The organism is Rickettsia lanei (assembly GCF_056242675.1).
Genome location: NZ_CP172233.1, coordinates 575942 through 602499, shown reverse-complemented (window position 1 = coordinate 602499; position 26558 = coordinate 575942). Strand labels below are relative to the sequence as shown.

The window sequence follows — 26558 nt, the reverse complement described above, 5'->3', positions numbered from 1 at the left end:
CGATCAAATCTATAGTACTGAATAGTTTTTAAAAAGACCTGGATGTCATATCCCTGCAAAAGCAGGGGCTTTGTCGCACGGCTTTGAAAACTTATTCAATGTCATTCCCACGTGGCATTGTTCCGTGGATACCGAATCATCATTGCAAACGGCCGCAGCGAACTCGGCAATCCAGAAAAAATAATAAAAAAATTCTGTAAATCAAAATGTTTACTGGATTGCTTCGTCAATTGCTACGTGGTTTCCTCACAATGATGAGGATTTTGACCCACGCAACAACACTCTTTCACTATTAGTTAATATTAAACAGGTTATTTTTATGTCTAAAGAGAAAACTCAACAAGAATTATTATTACAAGAGCAACTTTTTAAAGCCCTGAAAACTAACGATACAGAATTGAATGCCAAAATATCTAGAACCTGCAAAGGCATTGCCGAATCTGTTATTGACCTTTCTAATGACCAATCTCCTACTGCTGAAAGCCTATATATTAGCTATATGGCCCTAGCCGATTTAAACACTAAGGATTTAGCTAAAGTTACAACAATAATAAAAAACTTGTTTCCAGGAGATAAAAACAAGAAATTAAGAGAAATAATCGATACACCTCTTTTAGAGCACTTAGTTATGATAGAGGCAATTGAACGACAGGTTGGATTAGATGATAGCCGATATAACGCAGATTACAGAAAACTTGAAGACATAAGCAATCCTAATGACCCTAAAAAAGTAATTGATGCTATGCTACGTGATAAGAGGGTGGCACAGCAAGCTGAGTTTGAGGAGAAAGGACAAAAGGCAGCAGGCGTATCGGCCGGTTATGTTGCTAAAGATAACGCCGGTAATACTTTTATTTTAAAACATTTTTATAAAACTCATGCTGCATGCCAAAAAATACAAGATAATAATGCACAAAAACAGGCTATGGCTGACCGCAGAGACGGAGTACAAGAATTAATAGGCTCTACCATGTATCAATTTTTATTACATGATCGCGCACCAAAAGAAGGGCTGGTAACAGCGGATGAAAAACACCCTGATTCACTTTATGTACGTTCTAAATTTTTTGATAATGCTGTAACACTAACAGAATTTTCCGGTTTATCAGGTGAAACTAGAGTCAGAGCTAATGATCAAAATTTAAAAAAGTTGGAAGGATTTGAAAAAGCCATAGCTGCTTGTCATATGCTGGGGGAAGTAGATTATCATGCTGGTAATTTAATGGTACAGGATGGTAAAACAATAACCAAAATTGATCATGGTCGCTCTTTTTTAGCATTTCATAAGAATTTTAGCAGTATAATTCAATCAACAGCTGAAATGTTTACACATCCTGGTGTTGGCTACAGTGCTGCTATTAAAGCAGGTAATTTCTCATTTAGTATCGATAAATATAGCGAATCATTAAATCAAATGATAAGTCAATTTGATGAGAAACAGATGGAAGCAATAGTTGATCAAAAAATTGATGAATTAAAAAAAGCTGGGTTTGATCCAAAAAATATTATGTTATCCACTAATATTCAAAATTTTGATGATTTGAGAAAACACTATAAAAGCAGTATAAAAGAAAATCTTGTTAATATGCAAGAAGTGGCCAAAGGAGCTGAGATAGTAACAAAATTCAGTAATGTTTCACCTGAATTTAAAAATGGTGGTTGGTTAGAGGCTTTCGCTAATTCACCTGTAAAAGACCCGGTACTCTATGCAATAGATAATAACATTACAATTGAATGTAAAGATGCTAAAGAGTGGGCGTATGAAAATAATTACCAAATTAAAATTGCTATAGGCTTGAAAAAAGAAACAATCAAGGAACAACAATGGAGCAAAGATTTGGACGGAAAATGGAAAGAAAAAGAAGTTGAGGTTAAGACAGATAAAGTAGAAGTACAAATTGCTGATCCTGCAAAATCAATGCGTATACAAGACAAATCTACAGGCGAAAAATTGGCATCACTAATTGTTGATTTTACAAAGCAGGCAACAACTAAAAACGTAACCGATAAAGCAGTAGCAAAATTCTACAACAATATAATGAAAGTGCTAAAAAAAGAAAATTATCTTACCGCGCAAGATATTAAGGGTATAAAGAAAAATTTAAAATATCAGGATAACATCGAAAACACGACCAACTTATTAAATGCTAAATCTTTCAAGTTAAATTATAAAGATACTATATATTACAAGGTAGGAATTTTTTGTGAAAAGAGAGGTTTACCTAGTATCTCAAATTATTTTATGAAACAAATTTCTCCTGAGAATTTAAATAAAATTCATAATACAGAAAAACTTATAGCAGAAAGTATAAAAATTGGTAATGTACTACAACAGAAGAAGCCAGAAAGACTCCAAACAAAAAGAGTAGAAACGGTAAAAGAAATCGCATTCTCTCAATTACAAGCTAGGAAGGAAAGACATCAACAAAGATAAGCATTGTTGAGTGTATGCCTTAAACGTCATTGCGAGCAAGTCACAGAGTTGTTGCATAGTCCTAATGTCATTTCTAGCTAAAACGCGGAAAACCAGTAACTATTAATCTCATCCTGCGACTTGATAGCAGGATCTAGTCTTTTTTAAATTTTTTTCTCGATACTGTGGTCAAGCCACGGTATGACAGTGAAAAGTACTGGATTTCCGCTTTTAGCTAGAAATGACATACTAAAGTTGCGGTATGACATAATAACATACAACAGCTATAAATTCTTATTCTTTTTCTGCATTTTTTCTAGCAGACGGTGAGAGCATAATGCTTAGCTCTTTTAGAGCTTTATCCTCTACATAGCTTGGGGCGTTCATTAGTAAATCTTCAGCCTGCTGGTTTAAAGGAAACGCAATTATTTCCCTTATATTTGTTGCTTCCGCAAGCAGCATAACGATTCGGTCAATACCGGGGGCTATTCCACCATGTGGTGGAGCTCCAAACTTAAATGCTCTAATCATCCCTCCAAATCTCTTATCAACTTCCTCTTCACTATAACCTGCTATGGAAAATGCTTTATACATAATTTCCGGCTTATGGTTTCTAATAGCACCGCTGGACAGTTCAATACCGTTACAAACAATATCATATTGGTATGCGGTAAGTTCTAATAACTCTTCAGTGGTTTTAGCTTGCTCTAAAGCATCTATTCCGCCCTGCGGCATAGAAAACGGATTATGGCTAAAATCAATTTTTCCTGTTTCTTCATTTAACTCATAGAATGGAAAATCGGTAATCCAGCAGAATTTAAAACAATCTTTTTCAAGTAAATCAAGCTCTTCACCAAGTCTTATTCTAACCTTACCGGCAAGTTTAGCAGCTTTCTCTTTCTTATCGCTAGCGAAAAATACAGCATCACCGTTACTAACACTAGCTGTAGCTTTTAGACTCTCTAATTGCTGCGGGCTTAAGAATTTTACTACCGGTCCCTTTGCTTCACCGGTTTCACTAAACTGAATATAGCCAAGTCCACTTGCTCCTTCTGATATCGCAAACTCTATCATTTTATCGAAGAAACTACGAGGCAGTGCAGCTGCCTTAGGTGCAGGAATTGCACGAACTATGCTACCTTTTTTAATATTCTCTCTAAAGATTGTAAAATCGGAATCTCTAAATATCTCAGTTACATCGGCAATTATAATAGGGTTACGCAAATCAGGCTTATCAGAGCCGTATTTTAGCATAGATTCATTATATGGAATACAAACGAAAGGAGTCTCTGATACTTTCTTATCCGTGAATTTAGTGAATAAATCATACATCACAGGCTCAATAGTACTAAATACGTCTTCCTGTGTAACAAACGACATTTCTACATCTAGCTGATAAAACTCGCCGGGTGATCTATCGGCTCTTGCATCTTCATCCCGAAAACAAGGAGCAATTTGGAAATAACGATCAAAGCCTGATACCATCAATAACTGCTTGAATTGCTGAGGTGCTTGCGGTAATGCATAGAACTTACCCGGGTGCATTCTACTAGGTACTAAAAAATCCCTAGCCCCCTCAGGTGAGCTTGCTGTTAAAATCGGAGTTTGAAATTCGGTAAAACCGCTTGCCGTCATCAAATGACGAAGATGAGAAATAATTTGTGAGCGGAGTATTATATTATTATGTAATTTCTCACGTCTAAGATCTAAAAAGCGATGTTTAAGCCTAGACTCTTCGGGAGCGTCTTTTTCAGTATTAATAACAAAAGGTAGAGTGTCCGCAGCTGACTCAACACTAAATTCTACAGCTAGCACTTCAACATGACCTGTCGGAAGCGTATTATTAATTGTGTCCTCTGATCTTGCTACAACTGTACCCCTTACCGTAATTACCGACTCATAACGCAAACGACTTGCATCCTCCATAAGCTGAGGGTTTTGATCGGTAAACACGATTTGAGTTATACCGTAATGATCACGTAAATCTATAAAAACTAGATTCCCGTGATCTCTTCTTCTATGTACCCAACCGGATAGCTTAACTTCTGTTTCTACATCGGATATTTGTAATTCGTTACAATTATGAGTTCTGTATTTATGCATTTTTATTTTTTTATTATACGATTTCCCCATTATATACATAAAATCACAAATTTTCGCAAATAAAAACTAAAAATTTATCTTGCCAAAGTTTTATCTTGATATTGCAGCAGCTTTTGGCTTTGATGGGCGTTGCTGATAATTTTGTTGTTGAGGTTTTACTTGATTTAACTCACCTTTAATCCATTCATATATTGCTTTCTTAGGATTTTTAATTATCTCTGCAACATTTTCGACTAGATTTATTATTCCTTTAACTAACGATAATACATCTTTTGCTATTTCACCTATAGAATTATTACCTGCTTGTAGTTTTTCTTGGTCTTGCTTAGACAAATTACTACGTATCCTATTCATTCTTGATTTAAGCTCATCTTGTTCTAGCTCTTCTTTTGTAAAATGTGACTTAAGTTTTCTATCAACAATTTTTTGTTCTTCCGGAGTTAAATTTTTATATTGATCAACAAGCTTATTAACTTTTTCTTGTTCTTCCGGTAGTTTTGAAATATTTTCAGCAATATTTGGCATTTGTTTCTCTTCTCTTATAATATTAAAACATATTAATTTACATTATATATATATTTTATACAAGCAAAACTTTAATAGAAATTAACCTTTGAACGCAGCCTTAATACCTAGAAAGTCTAAAAAATTTCGTAATTCTTGACGTGCAAGCACGTGTGAGCTATTAAATGCTTTATCATATTTTGCAGTTTTTAGATCAAGTAATGTTAGACCTTGTAAAAATAACTCCCTATATATTACACGTTCACTAAATCCTTCTGCGAGTTTAAAGTTAATTCTTTTAGCAAGTTTAGCTAATACATTTCCTACGCGTCTTTTATTTAATGCATCAAGATTACTTAAACGATTACGAAGTATTACCCAATCTATACTAATTCTATCACGACTAGCACGTTCCATTTTCTGCTCCCAAATCATTTGACTATATATTGATGGGCTAATAATTTCATCCTTGCTATCGACTTTTGCTATTACGTCTAAATCTAGAAAGCTATCATTAATCGGTGTAATAATTGTATCAGCGTAAGAATGAACAACCCTTGATAAAGGAGTATGACTGCCTGGGGTATCAATCACTATATAATCGACATCCTGATTATTTTTGAGTATCAGCTCAAAACTCTTTGCTTGCTCTTCTACTTTGCTTTCCGATATATGAAAATGTTTCGGTACTAATACAGGTTTATCAGGATTGTGTTTATTATATAAATCTCGATTTTTTAAATAATTCGTTAACGAACTTTGACGTGAATCGGTATCTATACTTACTACCGAATAATTTTGATAAAGCAGAGCGATTATTAGATGCATAGAACAGGTAGTTTTACCTGCTCCGCCTTTCTCATTACCTATAACAAATATATAAGGTTTATTTATTGTGTTCATAATTATATTCAGAATAAACGAATAGTAAATAGACGAAGTTTAATGTCATTCTTAGCTCAGTATTACACATGTGGATAGTTTTTTCCGTCATTGCAAGAAAATGACGTAAGTAATTGACGAAGCAATCTCAGGATATTTGACGAGATTGCCACGCAGCCTAGGGCTGCTCGCAATGACGACTGGGTATCCATGCAGGCAATGCAACGCAAGAATAACATTTAAGTATATTCTTTGATAAATTTCTCTAGTAATCTCACGCCGTATCCTACTGCCCCCTTAGGACCGAGCGCTGACGCTTTATTACTATTTGCAACGCCTGCTATATCTAAATGAGCCCAATCTACTCCATCTTTAATGAAACGTTTAATGAAATGTGCAGCTATGCAGCTTCCGGCAGCTCTCGGTACATTCGCGATATTTGCCATATCGGCTATGTCGGAGTGAATCATTGCATCGTACTCATCATGCAGCGGCATTCTCCAAAGTTTTTCATTAACTTCTTCCCCTACTTTTATTAACTTATCAGCTAACTCATCATTATTGGAAAAACAACCAGCATATGTATTACCAAGTGCTATGGTTATTGCTCCTGTTAGAGTTGCAACATCAATCACGCATTTAGGCTTAAATTTTTCTTGTGCATACCAAACAGCATCAGCAAGTACTAAACGCCCTTCTGCATCAGTATTTAAAACTTCGGCAGTTTGCCCTGACATGGTAGTTACTACATCCCCTGGACGCTGTGCATTACCGGACGGCATATTTTCGACAAGCCCTACAACACCGACTATATTTACAGGTAATTTTTGACCAGCAACCGCAATTATGGTACCCACAACTGCTGCAGAACCTCCCATATCGTATCGCATTAAGTGCATATCACTTGACGGTTTTAATGAAATGCCGCCTGTATCAAAAATCACTCCTTTACCAACCAAAGCAATAGTCGGAACATCCTTACTGCCACCTTTATATTCCATTACCACTAACTTTGACTCGTTTTGTGAACCTTGCCCCACACCAAGTAATGCTCCCATACCAAGGTTTTTCATCTCACGTTCACCGATAACATCAACATCTACCCCTAGCGGTTCAAGTTTATCAACTATTCTTTCGGCATAAACTTGAGGAGTTTTAATATTTGACGGTTCATTACTTATATCTCTTGTAAAAAATACTGCTTCAGCAATTAATTTTTTGATTTCAAATAATTTTGCCGTTTCAGTGCTATTATCAGTAAAAATTTCAATTGACTCTACTGCGAACTTCTCTGCTTCTTTTAAGGTAGTTCTATATTTATCAAATCTGTAAGAAGCAAGAAACGCACCGCTAGCAACTAAAGATGCAAATGTTTGAGGTGTAAACCTGCTAATTCTATTTGTAAGTTTTAAGCCAATAGTAGAAATTTTACAACCGGTTGCATGCTGTAAGATTTTACCGCCTAACTCTTCAATTTTTGCTTCAGTTAATTTTTCTTCATTCCCAAGACCTGCTATTATCAAATATCTAACCTCGCCTGATTTAATGACGGACGGAATAACCTTGATCTGTCCATATTTACCGGTAAATTGCAGTTTATTCTGAATAGTTTTAGAAATTAATCCATGATGTTGTTGATCAAGTCCTATTAAATTACTATCAAGCTTTAACTGTTCATCAATAAAAACTACTAGACCTTGATTAGTAGATGATTCTTCATTCACAAAATTTACGTTAAGCATATTTACTCCTTATATTATTTTTGACTTTGGGTCATTCTATGTATCTTGATAAAACTTTGCAAGTATTATAATTGATTTAAAACAAAATCTCATTAAATAGCATTTGACACATGTTAACGTTTTTTATATCTTACTGACGAGTTAGTTAAATTTAAGTAATAATATGCCAGTATATGACATCACTTCTCATTTAATTAAGCAGAAGTATACAATGATTAAAACATCATGTGAGTTAAACCAAAATATGGGTAAAATTTATAGTCTCACTCCTCATCCAATACGATATAATTGCCTTAACTATTTAAAGTTATTATCTCTACCTATATCGCTAGCATTTTATATAGCAAAGCTTTGTTTTTCGGCTAATCCGTCATGGACATGGATCGGGGTTAATATTTTGCATGAGAAGATAGGTCAAGCAACAGCCAAAAAAATATTACACGGCTTACCTGACGAAGTAGAACCAAATCAAAATATACCTAAAATTGTCGAGTATGTATTTAGACAATATGAAGAAAATCCTAAATTAACCCCTATTATTGAACCTACATTTATGCAAAAATTTTTAGCAAAGGCCAGTAAATATATTCCTGCTTTGTCTAGAATAGTAAGGTTTTGGAATGAAGGAGGAATTAACTATTCTGATGAAATACAAACAAAACTAGCATTAATTGACGTTATTTATAAACACATTATTGCTAAAGCTTATGAAGTAGGTAAAAAAGGAGGAAAACTTGAAATAATTGATGTGACAGCACTTTTCCCAGAGATAAATTTTGAAGAAAAAGTCAATGCTGCATCAGCAAATCTTGAAACAGAGAAGGTAGAAGTAAGCAATGAAGAGTCTTTAATTTCTGAATTGCCTGTTAGACATCTTTCTAAACCAGCTGATAGAGAGGACTTTAAAAGAGATACGGAACGCAGCACTGCAGCGTATATAGACATACGTGAGGATGCGAGTACCGGATCGACGTCTAAATTACCTCTAGAAGTGAAGTTTGAAAAGATGTCTATTGATCAAAAACACGAAGAAGTTACGACTACTACTAATGCAAATAATAGTATTAACCCATTAGTAAACTTACTCATGTTAAAAGCTTTACATAATACAATTCGTCAAGAAGTACTGAACACTTATGTTGAACATTGTTTAGCAGAAATTCAGATATCTAAAAAGCAAGAAACACTTGAAAACTTCCAATATGATGATTCTTTAGCAAGATCACAATTATACGGTAATTATGATAACAATAATACGTATACCTTTGAACAACCAGTATCCGATTTAGGTCAAACCTACGAGCATTTAACAGCACCAATTGCTTGTTATTAAAGCGTCATTTCTGCAAGTGGGCAATAAGAAAACTTGGTTTTTTATAGGCTTTTTTTTGTCAATAATGCGTAGTAAGGTTATTTTTCTGGATTCCCGCTTCTAGCTAGGAAGGCATTGTTGCGTAGATACCACCTCGTTATTGCAAGGACATTACAAAGTAATTGACGAAGCCAGCTTAGGGGAGTTTGTTATTATTTCATGAGATTGCCACGCCAGCATAAATGTTGGCTTGCAATGACGGGTTTTTTATAAACTATCCGGTACATACGAAGATCAACTTGGAAAAGAGCAAAGGGTCTGTAAATCGAGGAGCGGAGCGTATATTAAACGTTCAGCATCCTACGACTTACAAAGACGACACAGCCAATTTTTCAAGTGCTATCTTAGTATATTTATACATTCTCTTCATCAAGCTTTACGGCTGCTTTACGCATTTTATCCATAAAGTAACCGGTTCCAGCAGGTACTAATCGTCCAACTATCACGTTTTCCTTTAGTCCTCGCAACTTATCTACTTTACCAGCAATAGCTGCTTCAGTTAAAACTCTAGTAGTCTCTTGGAATGATGCCGCGGAGATAAACGATCTAGTTTGCAGAGAAGCTTTAGTAATACCTTGTAATATTAATTGTGCTTCAGCAGGTTTTAAACCATTTTTTATAGCTTTTTCATTTATCTCATCAAATTCATGTCTATCTATTTTTTCACCTGCTAATAACGTAGTTCCGCCTGAATCCGTAACCTCTACTTTTTGTAACATCTGACGAATAATAACTTCTATGTGCTTATCATCAATCTTTACACCTTGTAGACGATAAACGGCTTGAACTTCATTAACAATATAATTTGCAAGAACCTCTACGCCCATTACTTTTAAAATATCTTGAAGTACCGGATTACCGTCAATCAATAAATCACCTTTTTTAACAAAGTCACCTTCGTTAACTACAACATGCTTGCCTTTTGGTACCATATATTCAATAGACATTGTTTCATCAATCGGATGTATAATAATACGTCTTTTAGATTTATAGTCTTTACCGAATTCTACTCTACCGTCAATTTCGGCAATAACTGCATGATCTTTAGGGCGTCTTGCTTCTACAAGCTCGGCAACTCTTGGTAAACCACCGGTAATATCTTTAGTAGTGGTTGATTCTTTTGGTATACGTGCAATGATATCACCTACCGATATTTGTACTCCGTCTTCTACGCTTAACACTGCTCCAACCGGCAAGTAATATCTAGCTTCTAAACCGTTTGATAAGGTGATAACTTCACCTTTAGCATCTAAAAGCTGTATACGCGGACGTAATTCTGCACCGCGTGAATATTGCTTTGATTCAATAATAACTTTACTCGGTATTCCGGTAGCTTCGTCAGTTACGTCACGAATAGAAATACCCTCAACCATATCTTTGAATAAAACTTTACCTGACTTCTCCGTGATAATCGGTATAGTATAAGGATCCCATTCTGCTAGTTTTTGAGTTTTAATCACCATATCACCATCATCAACAAGTAATCTAGCACCGTATGGAATTTTATGACGAGCCTTTTCATTACCGTGATTATCAAGCAATAATAATTCACAATTTCGGCTCATAACAATTTTGCGTTCTTCAGAATTAATTACAACGTTACGACTTATAATTTTCACTTTTGCGTCATAGGAAGCGTCTACGGCAGAAACCTCAGCACCTTTTGTTGCCGCTCCTCCGATATGGAAAGTTCTCATTGTAAGCTGCGTACCCGGTTCACCGATAGATTGAGCAGCAATAACCCCAATTGCTTCACCCTCTGATACTAATGTACCGGTAGCAAGATCCCTACCGTAACATATGCTACATATACCGGTAGTACTTTCACAGGTTAATACGGATTTTATCATAATTCTGTCGAGTCCTGCCGACTCAATCTGCTCTAACTTTGCTTCATTAATAAGCTCGCCTTTATTGAGAATTAGATCATTAGTTACCGGATGAAATATATCAATAGCAGCAGTACGACCTAAAATCTTTTCAGCTAAAGGTACTATAACTTCTCCACCTTCAATAACACTCTTAACTTCAATTCCTTTATCAGTTCCACAATCTTTTTCAGTAATAATACAATCTTGTGCAACATCTACTAATTTTCTTGTTAAGTAACCTGAGCTTGCTGTTTTTAAAGCCGTATCTATTTGCCCTTTACGCATTCCGTTAGCAGAATTAAAACACTCAAATTCAGTTAATCCTTCCTTAAAGTTAGAGATAATAGGAGTTTGTATAATTTGACCGTTTGATTTGGTCATTAAACCTCGCATACCGCCTAGCTGCTTAATTTGCTGGAAAGAACCTCTTGCTCCGGAAATAGCCATCATATATATAGCATTTATTTTCTGATGATTTGGAGCATCATTAACCGGCAGCGTAGCAATCTCTTTCATCATGTCGTTTGCTACTCTATCGGTACATCTTGACCAAGCATCGACTACTTTATTATATTTCTCTCCGTAAGTAATTAAACCGTTTGAATATTGTTGTTCAAATTCTTTTATTTCAAGCTGAGTTTCGTTGATATGAGTACTCTTAGATTCCGGTACTACCATATCGTCCATTCCAAAAGAAATACCTGAAGAACAAGCATATTTAAAACCTAGTTTCATTAGCTGATCGGCAAAAATTACCGTAGCTTTTTGACCGCAGTGACGATAAACTAAATCTATAACTAATGATATGTCTTTTTTAGTTAGTTGTTTATTAATAAACTTGAATTCTATATTAGGGTTAGAAGGCAATAACTCACCGACCATTAACCTACCGTAAGTAGTATCAATGATAACAGGGACCATTTTACCTTCGGCATTTAACTGATTTCTGCGATATTTTATCTTTGTATGAATAGTTATAAATTTATTATATAAAGCATGTTCCATCTCAGCTAAATCTGAGAACATCATCCCTGCGCCTACTTCATTATCAAATGCAAGGGTTAGATAATATAAACCAAGCACTATATCCTTATCCGGTACAATAATAGGACGACCGTTTGCGGGGCTTAAGATATTATTTGTAGACATCATAAATACCCTAGCTTCAAGCTGTGCTTCAATCGATAACGGGATATGTACTGCCATCTGATCACCATCAAAATCCGCATTGAACGCAGCACACACAAGCGGATGAAGCTGGATCGCTTTACCTTCAATTAATAGCGGTTCAAATGCTTGAATACCAAGCCTATGTAACGTCGGAGCCCTATTCAGTAAAACCGGATGCTCTCTAATTACCTCTTCAAGCACGTCCCACACTTCGGATTTTTCAGCTTCCACCATTCTTTTAGCGGCTTTAATAGTTGTAGCGATGCCGTACAACTCAAGCTTAGAATAAATAAACGGCTTAAATAACTCCAGAGCCATTTTTTTAGGTAAACCGCACTGGTGAAGTTTAAGCTCAGGTCCTACCACGATAACCGAACGTCCTGAGTAATCAACCCTCTTACCTAGCAAGTTCTGACGGAAACGTCCCTGCTTACCTTTAAGCATATCACTTAATGACTTAAATGGACGCTTATTAGCATTTTTCGCTGCTCTACCGCGACGACCGTTATCAAATAACGCATCCACCGCTTCTTGTAACATTCTTTTTTCATTTCTGACTATTATATCAGGAGCTTTGGACTCTATTAATTTCTTTAAACGATTATTTCTATTAATTACTCTTCTATAAAGTTCATTTAAGTCTGAAGTAGCAAATCTTCCGCCGTCAAGCATAACAAGCGGTCTAATTTCAGGAGGAATAACCGGTAAAACATCCATAATCATCCATTCCGGCTTGTTTTCTGACTCTAAAAAATTCTCTACTAATTTTAAACGCTTTACTAATTTTTTCTTTTTGACTTCTGAAGCAGTGGTTTGTAATTCCTCGTATAACTCTTGCTTTAACTTTGAAAAATCAAGCTCTTTAAGCATTTGTTGTATTACTTCTGCACCTATAGAGGCAGTAAATGCATCTTCACCGTACTTATCTTTTGCTTTCTGTAATTCTTCCTCTGTTAAGAGTTCGCCTTTTTGTAAAATCGATAGCCCTGGGTCAACTACTACATAATTTTCAAAATAAAGAATCTTTTCTACATCTCGCATTGTCATATCAAGAAGTGTACTAATTCTTGAAGGTAGCGACTTTAAAAACCAAATATGAGCAACGGGAGCTGCAAGTTCAATATGCCCCATTCTTTCACGTCTTACTCTAGAAACCGTAACTTCAACGCCGCATTTCTCACACGTAATGCCACGGTTTTTCATCCGCTTATATTTACCGCAAAGACATTCATAATCTTTTACCGGACCAAAAATTCTTGCACAAAATAAACCATCTTTCTCAGGTTTAAAAGTTCGATAGTTAATTGTTTCAGGTTTTGTTACTTCACCGAAAGACCACGAACGTACCTGATCGGGACTTGCTATATTAATCCTTATCTGATCAAATTGTTGAGTATTACTTAATTGTCCGTAAAAATTTACTACGCTCATAAATACTTTTCCTTAAAAATTACTCGTATATACTCGGTGAATTTCAAAAATTGGCGTTGTCGTTCTACAAGTTCTGCGGTGCTCACGTATTAAGTATACGCTCCGCTCCTCGCCTTGTGAACTCCTAGCTCTTTTTGAAATTGACCTTCGTCTACCCAGAGTTCTTATTACACCCTATATGTCATTCCCGCAAAAGCGGGAATCTAGTAAAACAGATAAAAAATAAGTTTTTTATCTGTTTAAATGACCTGTCTTTCTTAACTTGAAGTTACTTCAAGCTTTACGTTAAGACATAAAGATCTAAATTCTTTTATCATAACATTAAATGATTCAGGAATGCCTGATTCAAAATTATTTTCACCACGTACTATAGAATCATAAGTTTTGATCCTACCGTTTACGTCATCCGACTTAACCGTTAACATTTCCTGTAACGTATAAGCTGCACCGTAAGCTTGTAATGCCCAGCATTCCATTTCTCCGAAACGCTGTCCGCCGAAATGAGACTTACCTCCAAGCGGTTGCTGCGTTACTAAGCTATAAGGTCCTATAGAACGGGAGTGAATTTTATTATCGACTAAATGATGCAATTTCAGCAAATATTTCTGTCCTACGGTTACTAGACGGTCAAAATATTCACCGGTTCTACCGTCAATTAATTTCACTTGTCCTGAAGGGTCTTGACCGGCAAGCTTTAGCATATCTTTAACGTCCTGAACTTTTGCTCCATCAAATACAGGAGTTGCAAAATATACGCCTTTACTTACTTTCTTACAAAAAGCGATAATCTCTTCTTCCGGTCTTTCAAGTATAGAATTAATATTTTCTCCATACAGTTCAATTAAGAATTTCTTAATCTGCTCAATACCTATATGTTTATTTTTATATTCCTTTACTAAGGTAGATATTTTTTTTGCTAAATTTATTGATGCCCACCCAAGATGCGTTTCTAAAATCTGTCCTATATTCATACGGGACGGAAGACCTAGAGGGTTAAGCACGATATCTACCACAGTTCCATCTTCTAAAAACGGCATATCTTCTTCAGGTACGATACGTGAAATAACACCTTTATTTCCGTGTCTTCCTGCCATTTTATCCCCGGGTTGTAATTTATGCTTAGTTGCAATAAATACTTTTACTACTTTTAAAGCTCCCTGAGGTAAATCATCACCACTTTGCAATTTCTCTACCTTAGTAGCAAATCTTTTATCAAGAGCCTCTTTTTTCTCATCATAATGAGTCTTTATCTGCTCTATTTCATTCATTACATTTGCATCTTCCACGGTAATCTGCCAAAATTGCCCTTTAGATAAGCCTTTTAGCATTTCAGTAGTAATAGTTTGTCCTACTTTTACTTGCTTAGGACCGTTAATAATCACCTGCCCTACTAAAAGCTTTTCAAGCCAACTAAACACAAAATGCTCAATAATTTCTAATTCATCATCTCTGTCTTTTGCGAATTTTTCAATTTGTTGTTTTTCAATAGCAATAGCTCGCTGGTCTTTTTCTACACCTCTACGAGAAAATACCCTTACTTCTACTACAGTTCCGCTCACTCCGGAAGGTACATGCAGCGATGAATCTTTTACGTCAAAAGCTTTTTCCCCGAAAATAGCACGTAGTAGCTTCTCTTCAGGAGTAATAGGCGATTCACTTTTTGGTGTTACTTTTCCAACTAAAATATCACCGGCTTTTACTTCTGCACCTATATAAATTATTCCGACCTCATCAAGATGACGCAATGCTTCTTCACTTACATTCGGTATATCACGGGTAATTTCTTCAGGACCAAGGCGTGTATCTCTAGCTATTACTTCAAACTCTTCAATATGAATAGATGTAAATACATCCTCTTTTACTATACGTTCGGATATTAAAATGGAATCTTCAAAATTATAACCGTTCCAAGGTAAGAAAGCCACAAGCACGTTTCGACCTAAAGCAATTTCACCGTTATCCGTACTAGGACCGTCAGCTATAATATCGTTTTTCTTAACGTAATGCCCAACCTTAACTAAAGGCTTTTGATTTATACAAGTATTATGATTGGATTTTTGGAATTTTAGTAAGTTATAAATATCAACCGAAGGAGAACCGTCAACTTTGTGTTCTAGAGTTCTAATCACGATTCTATTTGAATCTACCTGCTCAACAATACCGTCATGTAATGCAAGCACTGACGCTCCGGAATCTTTAGCTACTACCCCTTCAACTCCAGTACCTACAAAAGGTGCATCCGTTTTAATTAAAGGAACGGCTTGTCTTTGCATGTTTGAACCCATCAAAGCACGGTTAGCATCATCGTTTTCTAAGAAAGGTATAAGAGAAGCCGCAACCGATACTACCTGCATAGGAGTCACATCAATGAAGTCTACCTCATACGGTTCTACCATTACAAAATTACCGCCTTCAACACGGCAATTAATAAACTCTCCTTGCAGCTTTCCGTCTTTATTAATTTTAGAATTTGCTTGTCCGATTTTGTATTTACCTTCTTCAATAGCAGAAAGATATACCACTTCATCGGTTACACATCCATCTTTAACTCTTCTATACGGACTCTCTATAAAACCATGTTTATTTATTCTAGCATAAGTAGCCATAGAGTTAATTAACCCGATATTCTGACCTTCAGGTGTTTCAATAGGACAAATACGACCGTAATGAGTCGGATGTACGTCACGCACCTCAAAACCTGCTCGATCTCGACTAAGACCCCCGGGACCGAGTGCCGACAGCCTTCTTTTATGAGTTATTTCCGATAATGGATTTGTTTGATCCATAAATTGGGATAATTGGGAGGTACTAAAAAATTCTTTTACTACTGAAACTAAAATTTTAGAATTTACTAAATCATGAGGCATTACGGTATCAACATCACCTGCCGACATCCTTTCAATTACAGATTTTTCCATTCGGACTAAACCTATTCTAAATTGATTTTCTATCAATTCACCTACCGATCTAACCCTTCTATTACCTAAATGATCAATATCATCTATGACACCTTTACCGTCTTTAAGCTCTACTAAAACTCTTACGATATTTTTAATATCATCAATTGTTAAAACCGTAACTTCTTCAGAAATATTCAGCTCTAACCTAGAATTCATTTTTATTCGCCCGACTTCTGAAAGATCATATCTTTCCGTATCAAAGAATAAATTATAAAACAGGCTTTCAGCCGCTTCGATATTAGCAGGTTCGCCTGGTCTTAGAACTCTGAAAATATCACATAATGCTGCCTCACGATCCTGATTTTTATCAGCAAATAAGGTGTTCCTTATATATGGACCGGATTGAGGATTGATTACTAATACGTTAACATTTTTAATTTTAAGATCATTAATAACATTTAGCATATCAGCAGTAATCATTTCACCGATTTTTGCTAATACTTCATCGCTTGCAGGATCTCTTAAATCTTCGGATAGATATTTGCCGATTAAAGTTTCATGAGCTACTAAAATATTATTAAGCCCTTCCCCAAAATATTTTTTAGCCAAACGCGGAGTAATTTTTTGTCCTGCTTTCAGTAGAATATTGCCAGTATCTGCATCTACTAAATCACTTGTTAAACGATGAGCAGTAATATGCTGAGGTATAAATTTAACCGCCCAACCTTTATTTTTAACAAGCTTATAAGTTACTGAATTATAATAAAATTTTATAATTTCTTCAGTACTCATACCTATAGCTCTAAGCAAAGTAGTAGTATAAAGCTTTCTTTTTCTATCAATCCTGAAATAAATAACATCCTTAGCGTCGAATTCTAAATCAAGCCAAGACCCTCTATATGGAATAACACGAGCAGAATATAAAAGCTTGCCGGAAGAGTGGACTTTTCCTTCATCATGATAAAAGAATACACCAGGTGAGCGATGCATTTGTGATACAACTACTCTTTCCGTACCGTTGATAATAAAAGTACCGTTTTTAGTCATTAATGGGATATCACCCATATATACTTCTTGCTCTTTAATCCCTTTAATTTCTCTAGTACCGGTATCCTCATCTATATCCCAAATACTTAATCTTAAAGTAACTTTAAGAGGCGCAGCATAACTTAAACTTCTTTGACTGCACTCTTCTACATCATATTTTGGAGTATCAAATTCATATTTTACAAATTCTAAATTAGCAACATTGGAGGAATCTGAAATAGGAAAAATTGAGTTTAATATAGATTGTAAACCTTTGTTTTTTCTTTCAGAATCTTTAATATTTAACTGTAGAAAATTTTTCTCATATGAATTTTTTTGAATTTCAATCAAATTCGGTATATCTGCTACTAAATTTATGTGACCGAAATTTTTTCTTATTCTTCTATTATGTGACAAGGGTTGTGCTTCTATATTATCCCTTAATGAAACCATATAATCTCCTGACTGATAAAATTACTGCCCGTATTACAGTGATTAGGTCCTATGCACTTTTAATAGAATAATAATAATTATGGCTCTTTTTAGCTGTAAATCATCAGATTTTTTTGAAATAGTAATAAACTCTCCTCTCAAAAATCTTATTAATTTTCGCTTAAAAATATCTCCTAATTAATAATCATTAATCAAAAGTATTCAGCACCTAGGTTCTGCATATAAAATTTAAATTATTTATATTATAAACAATAAAGTTTTTATTGTAATAGATACCTATTTCAATAAAATACTTATAATTTGCAGTAAAATAAAATATACTGTTTTAAAATTTTTCACATAAAACTTAAATTAAAGAAACCTAGTAAGTTTCTTATTTAGATCTTGTGTAGGCTCTATGAACATTTCCAAAAAGATTTGATTTTGGTTATTTGTTTGTTGCAACAAATTATAATATTTTTTTAAAATAGGTAGCTATTCCTTCAAAAATCTCATTAATTTTCACTAAAAATCAATTATAAATGTTCACAGAACCTAGAAAATTTCAATAATTTAAACTTCTAGATGTATGGTACACATTAACCAAATTATTTTAATCAATAAGACTTTTAATGTAATAGCTTTATCCTATTGCAAAAAAATAACTTAAATTAGCTTTAAATTAACTTCTTAAAATCCAAAAAGCCTTATTTAGTAATTAAAATTTGAATAAGGCTTTTTGGATTTTAAGAAGTTAATTTAAAGCTATACAATATTTCATCTGTAATGCAAAAACATTAGGTCCTGTAAAAAAATTCACCTATACTTAGTTGTTTTTGATTGAAAATTATAAGATTTTTCTTGGAATAACAACAACTGTTTCAACAAGCATCTTATTAATTTTTACTTAAAACTATCTAAAATACGAATAATTCAACTTTTCTTTACAGAACCTAGTGCAGAAATAATTATTTTAATTCAACTTTTGCTCCAGCAGCTTCTAACTTACCTTTGATTTCATCTGCTTCTGCTTTTTTCACATTGCTTTTAATCGGCTTTGGAGCTTCATCAACTAATTTCTTAGCTTCAATTAAACCAAGACCTGTGATATCTTTCACAACTTTAATTACTTCAACTTTCTTATCACCGGCAGCTGTTAAAACTACTTCAAACTCAGTTTTTTCAGCTACTGCTTCAGCCGCCGCAGGAGCTGCAGCACCGGCAGCTGCTACAGCTACAGGAGCTGCTGCAGATACACCCCATTTTTCTTCTAGCATTTTCACAAGCTCAGCTGCTTGCATTAACGTTAATGATGATAATTGTTCTTCAATTTTAGCTAAATCTGCCATAATTTTTTCCTTTTTACTTTTTTTATATTGAGAGATTACTACATCAGGCATTTTAAAGTTAATTAAATTCTTTTGTGCTTCAAATTATAAGACTTTTTTAAAATAAGAATAATATCCTATAAAAAACCTTATTAATTTTCACTATAACAGCTCTTTAATTATCAATTAAAATACCTGATGCAGTAACCTTTAAGTTAATTTTTACTAGCATGTGCTTGTATTACTCTCGCCATACTCGAAGATGGGGCTTGTAAAACACCTACAACCTTAGTAGCCGGTGCTTGTAATAACCCAACAATTTTACCCCTAAGCTCATTAAGTGTAAGTAGCTTAGAAAGTTCTTTTATTGAATGTTCATCTAATACGTGATTATCTACTATTCCACCGATAATCTTAAGATTATCATTAGCCTTAGCAAAACTAACTACTAATTTTGCCATCTCAACCGGTTCTTTAGAATAAACAATAGCAGTAGGACCCGCAAATAAATTAGCAATACTATTAAGCCCTGTTTGATTTGCAGCTATTTTTGCTAAAGTATTTTTAACTACTTTAAAACCTGCTTCTTTAGATTTAAGTGATTCTCTAAGCGAACTCACTTGACTAACGGTTAACCCGTGATAATGAGTAATAATTATAGAGGGCGATTCTTTATAAATATTTACAATATCCTCTACTGCTACCGGTTTTTCTGATCTTAACACCTTTTAATTCTCCTTTTATAATACAGTTTAATATATTTAAACTGATACAAATGCTTTTAAAATAACAAAATTTTTTTATTATTACTATACTACCGTTAAACGGCTATAAAAATTATGCTATACTAGTTAAATCTATTTGTACCGATGCTCCCATAGTAGAAGATAAATACATTGCTTTTAAATAACTTCCTTTTAATCCGGCAGGTTTTGCTTTAATTACTGCCTCAATAAACGCATTTAAATTTTTTAATAAATCTTGGTCTGAAAAAGATAATTTTCCAAGCCCTGCATGAATTATACCTGCTTTCTCTGCTCTATATTCTACCTGACCGCTTTTAGCATTTTTAATAGCATTTTTAATATCTAAAGTTACGGTACCAAGTTTAGGGTTAGGCATTAAACCTTTTGGTCCTAAAATTCTTGCAACTGAACCTATAGCTGCCATCACATCGGGAGTAGCTATACATACATCAAAATTAATTTTCCCTGCTTTAATTTCATCAATAATATTTGTTGAACCTACTAAATCTGCTCCGGCACTTTTAGCTTCTTCTTCTCTTTCTTCTTTACAAATAACGGCAACTCTTACGGTTTTGCCTGTACCGGCAGGTAAATTAACTACACCACGTACCATTTGATCGGAATGCCTAGAATCAATTCCAAGCTTCATAACTATTTCTAAGGTTGGATCAAATTTAACATATGATGCTGACTTTAATCGTTCAACTGCATTTGTTAAATTATATAAAGTATCTGATTTTACTTTTTCTCTAGCTTCTCTTATTTTTTTACCGCCGCTAATTTTTACAGCAACATCTTTCTTATTTGACATAATAATTAATTCCCTACTACTTCAAGTCCCATAGATGCAGCACTACCACAAATAATTTTTGTTGCTGCTTCAATATTTTTTGTATTTAAATCAGGCATTTTTAACCTTGCAATTTCACGACAATCATCCATAGTAACTTTACCTACTACGGCTTCTTTTTTAGTAGCACTAGAACCTTTAGTAATTTTAGCATATTTCTTTAAAAAGTAAGAAGCAGGAGGAGTTTTTATTTTAAAAGAAAAACTACTATCTTCATAAACAGTAATTACGGTTGGCAGAGGTATTCCTTTTTCCATACCTTGCGTAGCATCATTAAAATCTTTACAAAATGCTGCAATATTAACTTTTCTTTGTCCTAGGGCTGGTCCTATAGGAGGTGCAGGAGTGGCTCCAGCAGCTGGAATTATCAAGTTAATATAACCTTTTATTGCTTTCTGAGACATTTATAAATATCCTTATTTTTCTCTTAAATTAATATTACTTTGTAACAATTGCATGGATCTTGTTTCCCATCATTGCAAGGACAAGCTGTAAGTTTTGACAAAACAAGGAAGAAAAAAATTCTGTAAATCAGAAGTTTTGTATTATTTCTCCTAGATTGCCACGCAGCCTACGGCTGCTTGCAATGACGACACATTATCCCGCAACAATGACATCCTGAACATTCGTACAATACAGCTTAAGTAATTAATAAACCGTATTTAGTCCAACTTTTAATCATTTTTCTTTACTTGATTAAAATTTAGTTCTATTGGAGTTGCTTTACCAAATATTGCAACTGAAACTTTTAACCTATTTTTTTCTTGATCTATTCCTTCTACTGTACCCATGAAAGTTTCAAAAGGACCATCTATAACAGTCACTATTTCACCAACTTCATACAATTTAGAATTCTTTGCTTCTTTAGCTTCTGCTTCCAAATTATTAAAAATATTTTGTATTTCACTTTCTGTAAGAGCTTTTGGCGTGGTTTTGCTTCCTAAAAAGCCGGTTACTCCAGATATATTTTTTACTAAATGCCAAGATTTATCAGTCATATTCATCTTTATCAAGATATAACTCGGCATTAGTTTTTTTTCTACCTTGAAATTTTTACCGCGTTTAACTTCAGAAACTCCAAAAACAGGTATTAATATATCTTCAAAACAATCCGTCATGTTCTGTTTAGCGATTTTTCTAAGCATATCTTCTTTAATGCGTTTCTCTGCTCCTGATGCCGTATGTACTACATACCACTGCTTTACATTTTTTTCAGAAGAAGGCAATATATTATCTATACTCTGTGCTGTCACAATTTATTCCTTATACTATTTGCCGATATTAAGCAAAAGCTGCATTATGTTATGTATACTATAATCAAGTACCAAACAAATTAGACTAAAAATAAAAACTGCTACTACCACTACTAACGTTGAAGCAACAAGCTCTTTTCTAGTTGGCCAAACTACCTTATAAGTTTCTTGTTTAACTTGTTCAAAAAACTTATAAATTTTATATTCTTTAAACATATTTTTGTTAGGTAATTTATTAGACTTCTTACAAAATGCTACTTCTAAAGGCCATTGAGACGATAATCCAGCACTGGAATTCTCACATACTATTATGTACGCTGCGATTCGAGGTGAAGTACCTCTTTCAAATTTCTCTCTATAAGCAAATTTTGTAAAAATTCTATATTTTATAGCAAAAAAGCTCTAAGCCTATAATGGCAGGAGCGACAGGTATCGAACCCGCAACCTCCGGTTTTGGAGACCGGCGCTCTACCAATTGAGCTACACTCCTATCATATTTTTAATAAAAAATCAATAAAAGTTATTAAAAATATTTGTTATTATTAAAAATTACTATAATAAACAGTACTGTTACTGTATAAGCTGCCACGGCAAAACAACATGTATTTCTGTAAGACGTGACACCTCACCCCTAAATTATTTTTTAGCTTTAATAATATCAGCTATTTGACTCGGCACTTGATCATAATGAGAAAATATCATACTAAACTGAGCTCTACCTTGAGATAAAGACCTAAGCGTATTAACATAACCAAACATTTCCGCTAAAGGAACATTCGCAGTAACTACTTGAGCATTCCCTCTTGGATCCATGCTTTGAATTTGTCCTCTACGACTATTTAAATCGCCTATAATATCACCCATATATTCATCAGGAGTGATAACTTCAACTTGCATAATCGGCTCAAGTAATTTAGGATTACCTTTCGGCATCCCTTCTCTAAATGCTGCCTTTGCAGCAATTTCAAACGCAAGTACACTAGAATCTACATCATGAAACGCACCGTCAACTAAAGTTGCTTTAAAATCAATCATAGGATAACCGGCAATAACACCGGTTTCTCTAATATTATTTAATCCTTTTTCAACACCTGGTATATATTCTTTAGGCACGGCACCGCCGATGATTTTACTTTCAAAGACAAAAATTTTATTTTTATCTTCATCTTTTAGATCTTTTACCTCTTTTAGAGGCTCAAAAATAATTTTTACACGAGCAAATTGTCCTGCACCGCCGGATTGTTTCTTATGGGTATAATCAATTTCACAAACTTTTGTTATAGTTTCACGATATGCTACTTGAGGAGCTCCAATATTTGCTTCGACCTTAAACTCTCTTCTCATACGATCAATGATAATTTCTAAATGGAGCTCTCCCATTCCTTTTATCACTGTTTGTCCTGTTTCATAATCAGTTGACACTCTAAATGATGGATCTTCAGCTGCTAAACGAGAAAGTGCAAGGCCCATTTTTTCTTGATCGGCTGTTGATTTAGGTTCTACTGCAAGCTCAATTACCGGCTCTGGAAATTCCATTCTTTCTAAGATTACTTGCTGATCAATATCAGATAACGTATCACCTGTGGTAGTATCTTTAAGACCTGCTAAAGCTACTATATCACCTGCTGATGCTTCTTTTACGTCTTCACGATTATTAGCATGCATTAATAGCATTCTACCGATTTTTTCTCTTTTATTCTTTACGGTATTAATAACAGTTGTTCCTGAAGTAATTTTACCTGAATATATTCTAATAAAAGTTAATGAACCGACAAATGGGTCATTCATAATTTTAAATGCTAAAGCTGCAAAAGGCTCAGTTACCGAAATAGGGAAATCTTTTTCTTCACCGGTACTTACTGCCATACCTTTTACTATACCTATATCAATAGGCGAAGGTAGGAAATCTACTACGGCATCAAGTAAAGGCTGTACCCCTTTATTTTTAAAAGCACTACCGCATAAAACCGGATAAAATGCTGCTGAAATAGTACCTTTTCTGATTAATCTTTTAATCTCTTCTGCTGTTACTTCTTCACCTGATAAATATTTTTCCATAACATGATCATCTAACTCAACAACCATATCAAGTAATTTAGCACGATATTCTTCAGCTTTATCTTTCATATCGGCAGGTATATCTTCTTCAAAATACTCAGCTCCAAGTGCTTCATCTTTCCAAATCACTGCTTTCATTTTAATAAGATCAATGATACCTTTAAAATTTTCTTCAATCCCTACAGGCAACTGAATAACAAGCGGTTTTGCTCCTAAACGATCTTTGAGCATTTCAACGCATCTATAAAAATCTGCTCCCATTCTGTCCATTTTATTGACAAAACACATTCTAGGAACATTATATTTATCTGCTTGCCTCCAAACCGTTTCTGACTGCGGTTCAACACCTGCTACACCGTCAAATACTGCAACTGCACCGTCAAGAACACGAAGCGAACGCTCTACTTCGATAGTAAAGTCAACGTGTCCAGGAGTATCGATAATATTAATTATTTTATCTTGCCATCTACAAGTAGTAGCAGCTGAGGTAATGGTTATACCGCGTTCTTGTTCTTGTTCCATCCAATCCATGGTAGCACCACCCTCATGAACTTCACCTATTTTATGCGATTTACCGGTATAATATAAAATACGTTCGGTAGTTGTGGTTTTACCGGCATCAATGTGAGCACATATACCGATATTACGAATATGCTCAAGTTTATTTATTTTACTCATTATTACCCTACCTTATTTCATTTTTTTAGGGCTAAAATGAGAGAAAGCTTTATTAGCTTCGGCCATTTTATGAGTATCTTCTTTCTTCTTAATGGCAACACCTCTATTATTAGAAGCTTCAAACAGCTCTTCGGCAAGTTTATCAATCATCATTTTTTCAGAACGTTTTGACGCAGCATTAATAATCCAACGGCTAGCAAGGGCATATCCTCTTCTTTCATCAACATGAGTCGGAACTTGATAATTAGCTCCTCCAACCCTAACCGAAGTTACTTCTAAATGCGGCTTCACGTTATGCAGAGCATTATTAAAGGCTTGATACGGATCAACTCTATGCTTCTTTTCAATTTTATTAAAGGCTGAATAAACAATTTTCTCTGCAAGGGCTTTCTTCCCTTCTTTCATAATATTATTGATAAATCTTGACAGTAAAATACTGTTATATTTCATATCAGGTAAAATTACTCGCTTTTCTGCGGCATGACGACGTGACATTTTATTTTTTCTCTCTAACTAATAATTTATTTTTTTGTAACTGCAACTTGTTTACGAGGAGCACCGTAACGTGACCGACCTTGCTTACGTCCTTTAACTCCGGCAATATCATAAGCACCGAGTACGATATGATATTTCACCCCCGGAAGATCAGGCACCTGACCACCTCTTACCAACACCCTATCATGTTCCTTTACACTATGCTTTTCACCAGGAATATATGCATTTACGGTTCTTTTATTACTTAAACGCACCGTTGCAATCTTACGAAGTGCAGAGTTAGGCTTTTTAGGGGTAACGGTTTTTACAACTAGGCAAACACCGCTTTTAAAAGGATTAGATTCTAAGGCAGGAGATTTGGTCTTACGAGTTTTTGACTTTCTCCCAAAACGTACTAATTGATTATATGTCGGCATTAAAAAAAATACTCCAAAAAAACTTATATATACGATAATTAAAGGGTGAAAATACTTCCACCCTTTATTTTCAATCATTTCTAAATACAAATTATAAGAATTTGTAAATTACACTAAATTTAAATTATAATTACTTTTTCCATAAAAGCAAGTATGTTTTAATTAACAATCATTTTTTTCTCAATTATTTTTGCTATAAAGCTGATTAACATCACTAAAATATAGTAACAGCACGCAGCAATAAGCATTGGAAAAAAATAATTATATGTTTCAATTGATACAATTTGTGCTCTACGCATTAAATCCATTTCTCCAAGCATAGAAATAATGGCTGATTCTTTAATCAAATTTACAAGCTCATTTACTAATGACGGAAAAATATTTTTAACTGCTTGCGGCAGAATTATATCTTTCGTTATTAAAAACTTTGGAATAGCAAGAGCTTCAGCCGCTTCAAACTGCCCTTTATCAACTGCATTAATCCCTGCCCTGATTACTTCGGAAACATATGCTCCCGAATTAAGAGAAAAAGCAATAGCTCCCGCCATAAACACACTAAATTTAATGCCTATGATATAAGGTGAAGCAAAATAAATAATACTTAATTGAATTAATAAAGGCGTTCCTCTGAAAATAGACGTATAGAAATTTGCAAAAAGCCTTAAAGCACGATTGTTATTTACCTTACAAATAGCGAGCAGCATCCCTATTACTAAACCAAATATAACAGCAATAACGCTATATTTTAAAGTTACCAAAGTTCCCTCTACAATAAAAAAGATTTTTGGATAGAACTTTATTAAATACTCAAACATATTTTATATATATTTTTTTCTTGTCATACCGCGGCTTGATCACGATATCTAAAAAATAAGCATTTTTGGATCC

Annotated in this window: 18 protein-coding genes and 1 tRNA gene; 2 read left to right on the top strand and 17 right to left on the bottom strand. The window is 34.3% G+C overall.

From position 1 onward, the window contains the following. Positions 1-319: 319 nt before the first annotated feature. The gene (risK1, locus tag ACHBLB_RS03440; RefSeq protein ID WP_475842644.1) at positions 320-2434 is read left to right on the top strand and encodes a T4SS effector phosphatidylinositol 3-Kinase RisK1; all 2115 of its coding nucleotides are present in this window, start codon (positions 320-322) and stop codon (positions 2432-2434) included. A gap of 273 nt (positions 2435-2707) precedes the next feature. On the opposite strand, the gene aspS is transcribed toward risK1, so the two are convergent. From aspS to ACHBLB_RS03420, 4 genes are all read right to left on the bottom strand, one after another. Beyond that, entirely contained in the window at positions 2708-4516 is a 1809-nt protein-coding gene (gene aspS / locus ACHBLB_RS03435; RefSeq protein ID WP_475842642.1) for an aspartate--tRNA ligase, read from the bottom strand. Between the two features lie 90 nt (positions 4517-4606). Further along, complete coding sequence (locus tag ACHBLB_RS03430) at positions 4607-5041, bottom strand: DUF3106 domain-containing protein (RefSeq protein WP_014362761.1); 435 nt, start codon at positions 5039-5041, stop codon at positions 4607-4609. A gap of 81 nt (positions 5042-5122) precedes the next feature. Next, positions 5123-5923: a division plane positioning ATPase MipZ gene (locus ACHBLB_RS03425; protein ID WP_475842640.1), complete on the bottom strand. Its 801-nt coding sequence runs from the start codon at positions 5921-5923 to the stop codon at positions 5123-5125. Between the two features lie 218 nt (positions 5924-6141). Then, positions 6142-7644, bottom strand: a complete 1503-nt coding sequence (locus tag ACHBLB_RS03420; RefSeq protein WP_475842638.1) for a leucyl aminopeptidase — start codon at positions 7642-7644, stop codon at positions 6142-6144. Between the two features lie 163 nt (positions 7645-7807). Here ACHBLB_RS03420 and ACHBLB_RS03415 point away from each other — a divergent pair, with 163 nt between their 5' ends. After that, positions 7808-8977 carry a palindromic element RPE1 domain-containing protein gene (locus ACHBLB_RS03415; protein ID WP_475842636.1) on the top strand — a complete coding sequence of 390 codons (1170 nt, stop codon included), beginning with the start codon at positions 7808-7810 and terminating at the stop codon, positions 8975-8977. A gap of 392 nt (positions 8978-9369) precedes the next feature. On the opposite strand, the gene rpoC is transcribed toward ACHBLB_RS03415, so the two are convergent. The 13 genes from rpoC to ACHBLB_RS03350 form a co-directional block, all read right to left on the bottom strand. After that, the gene (rpoC, locus tag ACHBLB_RS03410) at positions 9370-13488 is read right to left on the bottom strand and encodes a DNA-directed RNA polymerase subunit beta' (RefSeq protein ID WP_475842632.1); all 4119 of its coding nucleotides are present in this window, start codon (positions 13486-13488) and stop codon (positions 9370-9372) included. 257 nt (positions 13489-13745) lie between these two features. Further along, the gene (gene rpoB, locus ACHBLB_RS03405; RefSeq protein WP_475842630.1) at positions 13746-17867 is read right to left on the bottom strand and encodes a DNA-directed RNA polymerase subunit beta; all 4122 of its coding nucleotides are present in this window, start codon (positions 17865-17867) and stop codon (positions 13746-13748) included. Positions 17868-18814: 947 nt separating this feature from the next. Then, the gene (gene rplL, locus ACHBLB_RS03400; RefSeq protein ID WP_014362285.1) at positions 18815-19195 is read right to left on the bottom strand and encodes a 50S ribosomal protein L7/L12; all 381 of its coding nucleotides are present in this window, start codon (positions 19193-19195) and stop codon (positions 18815-18817) included. A 194-nt stretch (positions 19196-19389) separates the two neighbouring features. Then, on the bottom strand, positions 19390-19899 hold the full coding sequence (gene rplJ / locus ACHBLB_RS03395) for a 50S ribosomal protein L10 (RefSeq protein ID WP_475842629.1): 510 nt from the start codon (positions 19897-19899) through the stop codon (positions 19390-19392). Positions 19900-20011: 112 nt separating this feature from the next. After that, positions 20012-20731: a 50S ribosomal protein L1 gene (gene rplA / locus ACHBLB_RS03390; protein WP_014362755.1), complete on the bottom strand. Its 720-nt coding sequence runs from the start codon at positions 20729-20731 to the stop codon at positions 20012-20014. Positions 20732-20736: 5 nt separating this feature from the next. Then, a complete protein-coding gene (rplK, locus tag ACHBLB_RS03385; RefSeq protein WP_475842627.1) occupies positions 20737-21174 on the bottom strand; it encodes a 50S ribosomal protein L11 in 438 nt (145 codons plus the stop codon). A gap of 270 nt (positions 21175-21444) precedes the next feature. Next, the gene (nusG, locus tag ACHBLB_RS03380; RefSeq protein ID WP_475842624.1) at positions 21445-22023 is read right to left on the bottom strand and encodes a transcription termination/antitermination protein NusG; all 579 of its coding nucleotides are present in this window, start codon (positions 22021-22023) and stop codon (positions 21445-21447) included. A gap of 15 nt (positions 22024-22038) precedes the next feature. Then, on the bottom strand, positions 22039-22239 hold the full coding sequence (gene secE / locus ACHBLB_RS03375) for a preprotein translocase subunit SecE (protein ID WP_004996644.1): 201 nt from the start codon (positions 22237-22239) through the stop codon (positions 22039-22041). 198 nt (positions 22240-22437) lie between these two features. Beyond that, a tRNA-Trp gene (locus tag ACHBLB_RS03370) sits at positions 22438-22513 on the bottom strand. A gap of 146 nt (positions 22514-22659) precedes the next feature. Continuing rightward, positions 22660-24759: an elongation factor G gene (gene fusA, locus ACHBLB_RS03365; protein WP_475842622.1), complete on the bottom strand. Its 2100-nt coding sequence runs from the start codon at positions 24757-24759 to the stop codon at positions 22660-22662. A gap of 12 nt (positions 24760-24771) precedes the next feature. Continuing rightward, positions 24772-25254 carry a 30S ribosomal protein S7 gene (gene rpsG / locus ACHBLB_RS03360; protein WP_475842620.1) on the bottom strand — a complete coding sequence of 161 codons (483 nt, stop codon included), beginning with the start codon at positions 25252-25254 and terminating at the stop codon, positions 24772-24774. 26 nt (positions 25255-25280) lie between these two features. Then, entirely contained in the window at positions 25281-25670 is a 390-nt protein-coding gene (rpsL, locus tag ACHBLB_RS03355; RefSeq protein ID WP_004996647.1) for a 30S ribosomal protein S12, read from the bottom strand. 158 nt (positions 25671-25828) lie between these two features. Beyond that, entirely contained in the window at positions 25829-26485 is a 657-nt protein-coding gene (locus tag ACHBLB_RS03350; RefSeq protein WP_475842617.1) for an amino acid ABC transporter permease, read from the bottom strand. Positions 26486-26558 lie beyond the last annotated feature (73 nt).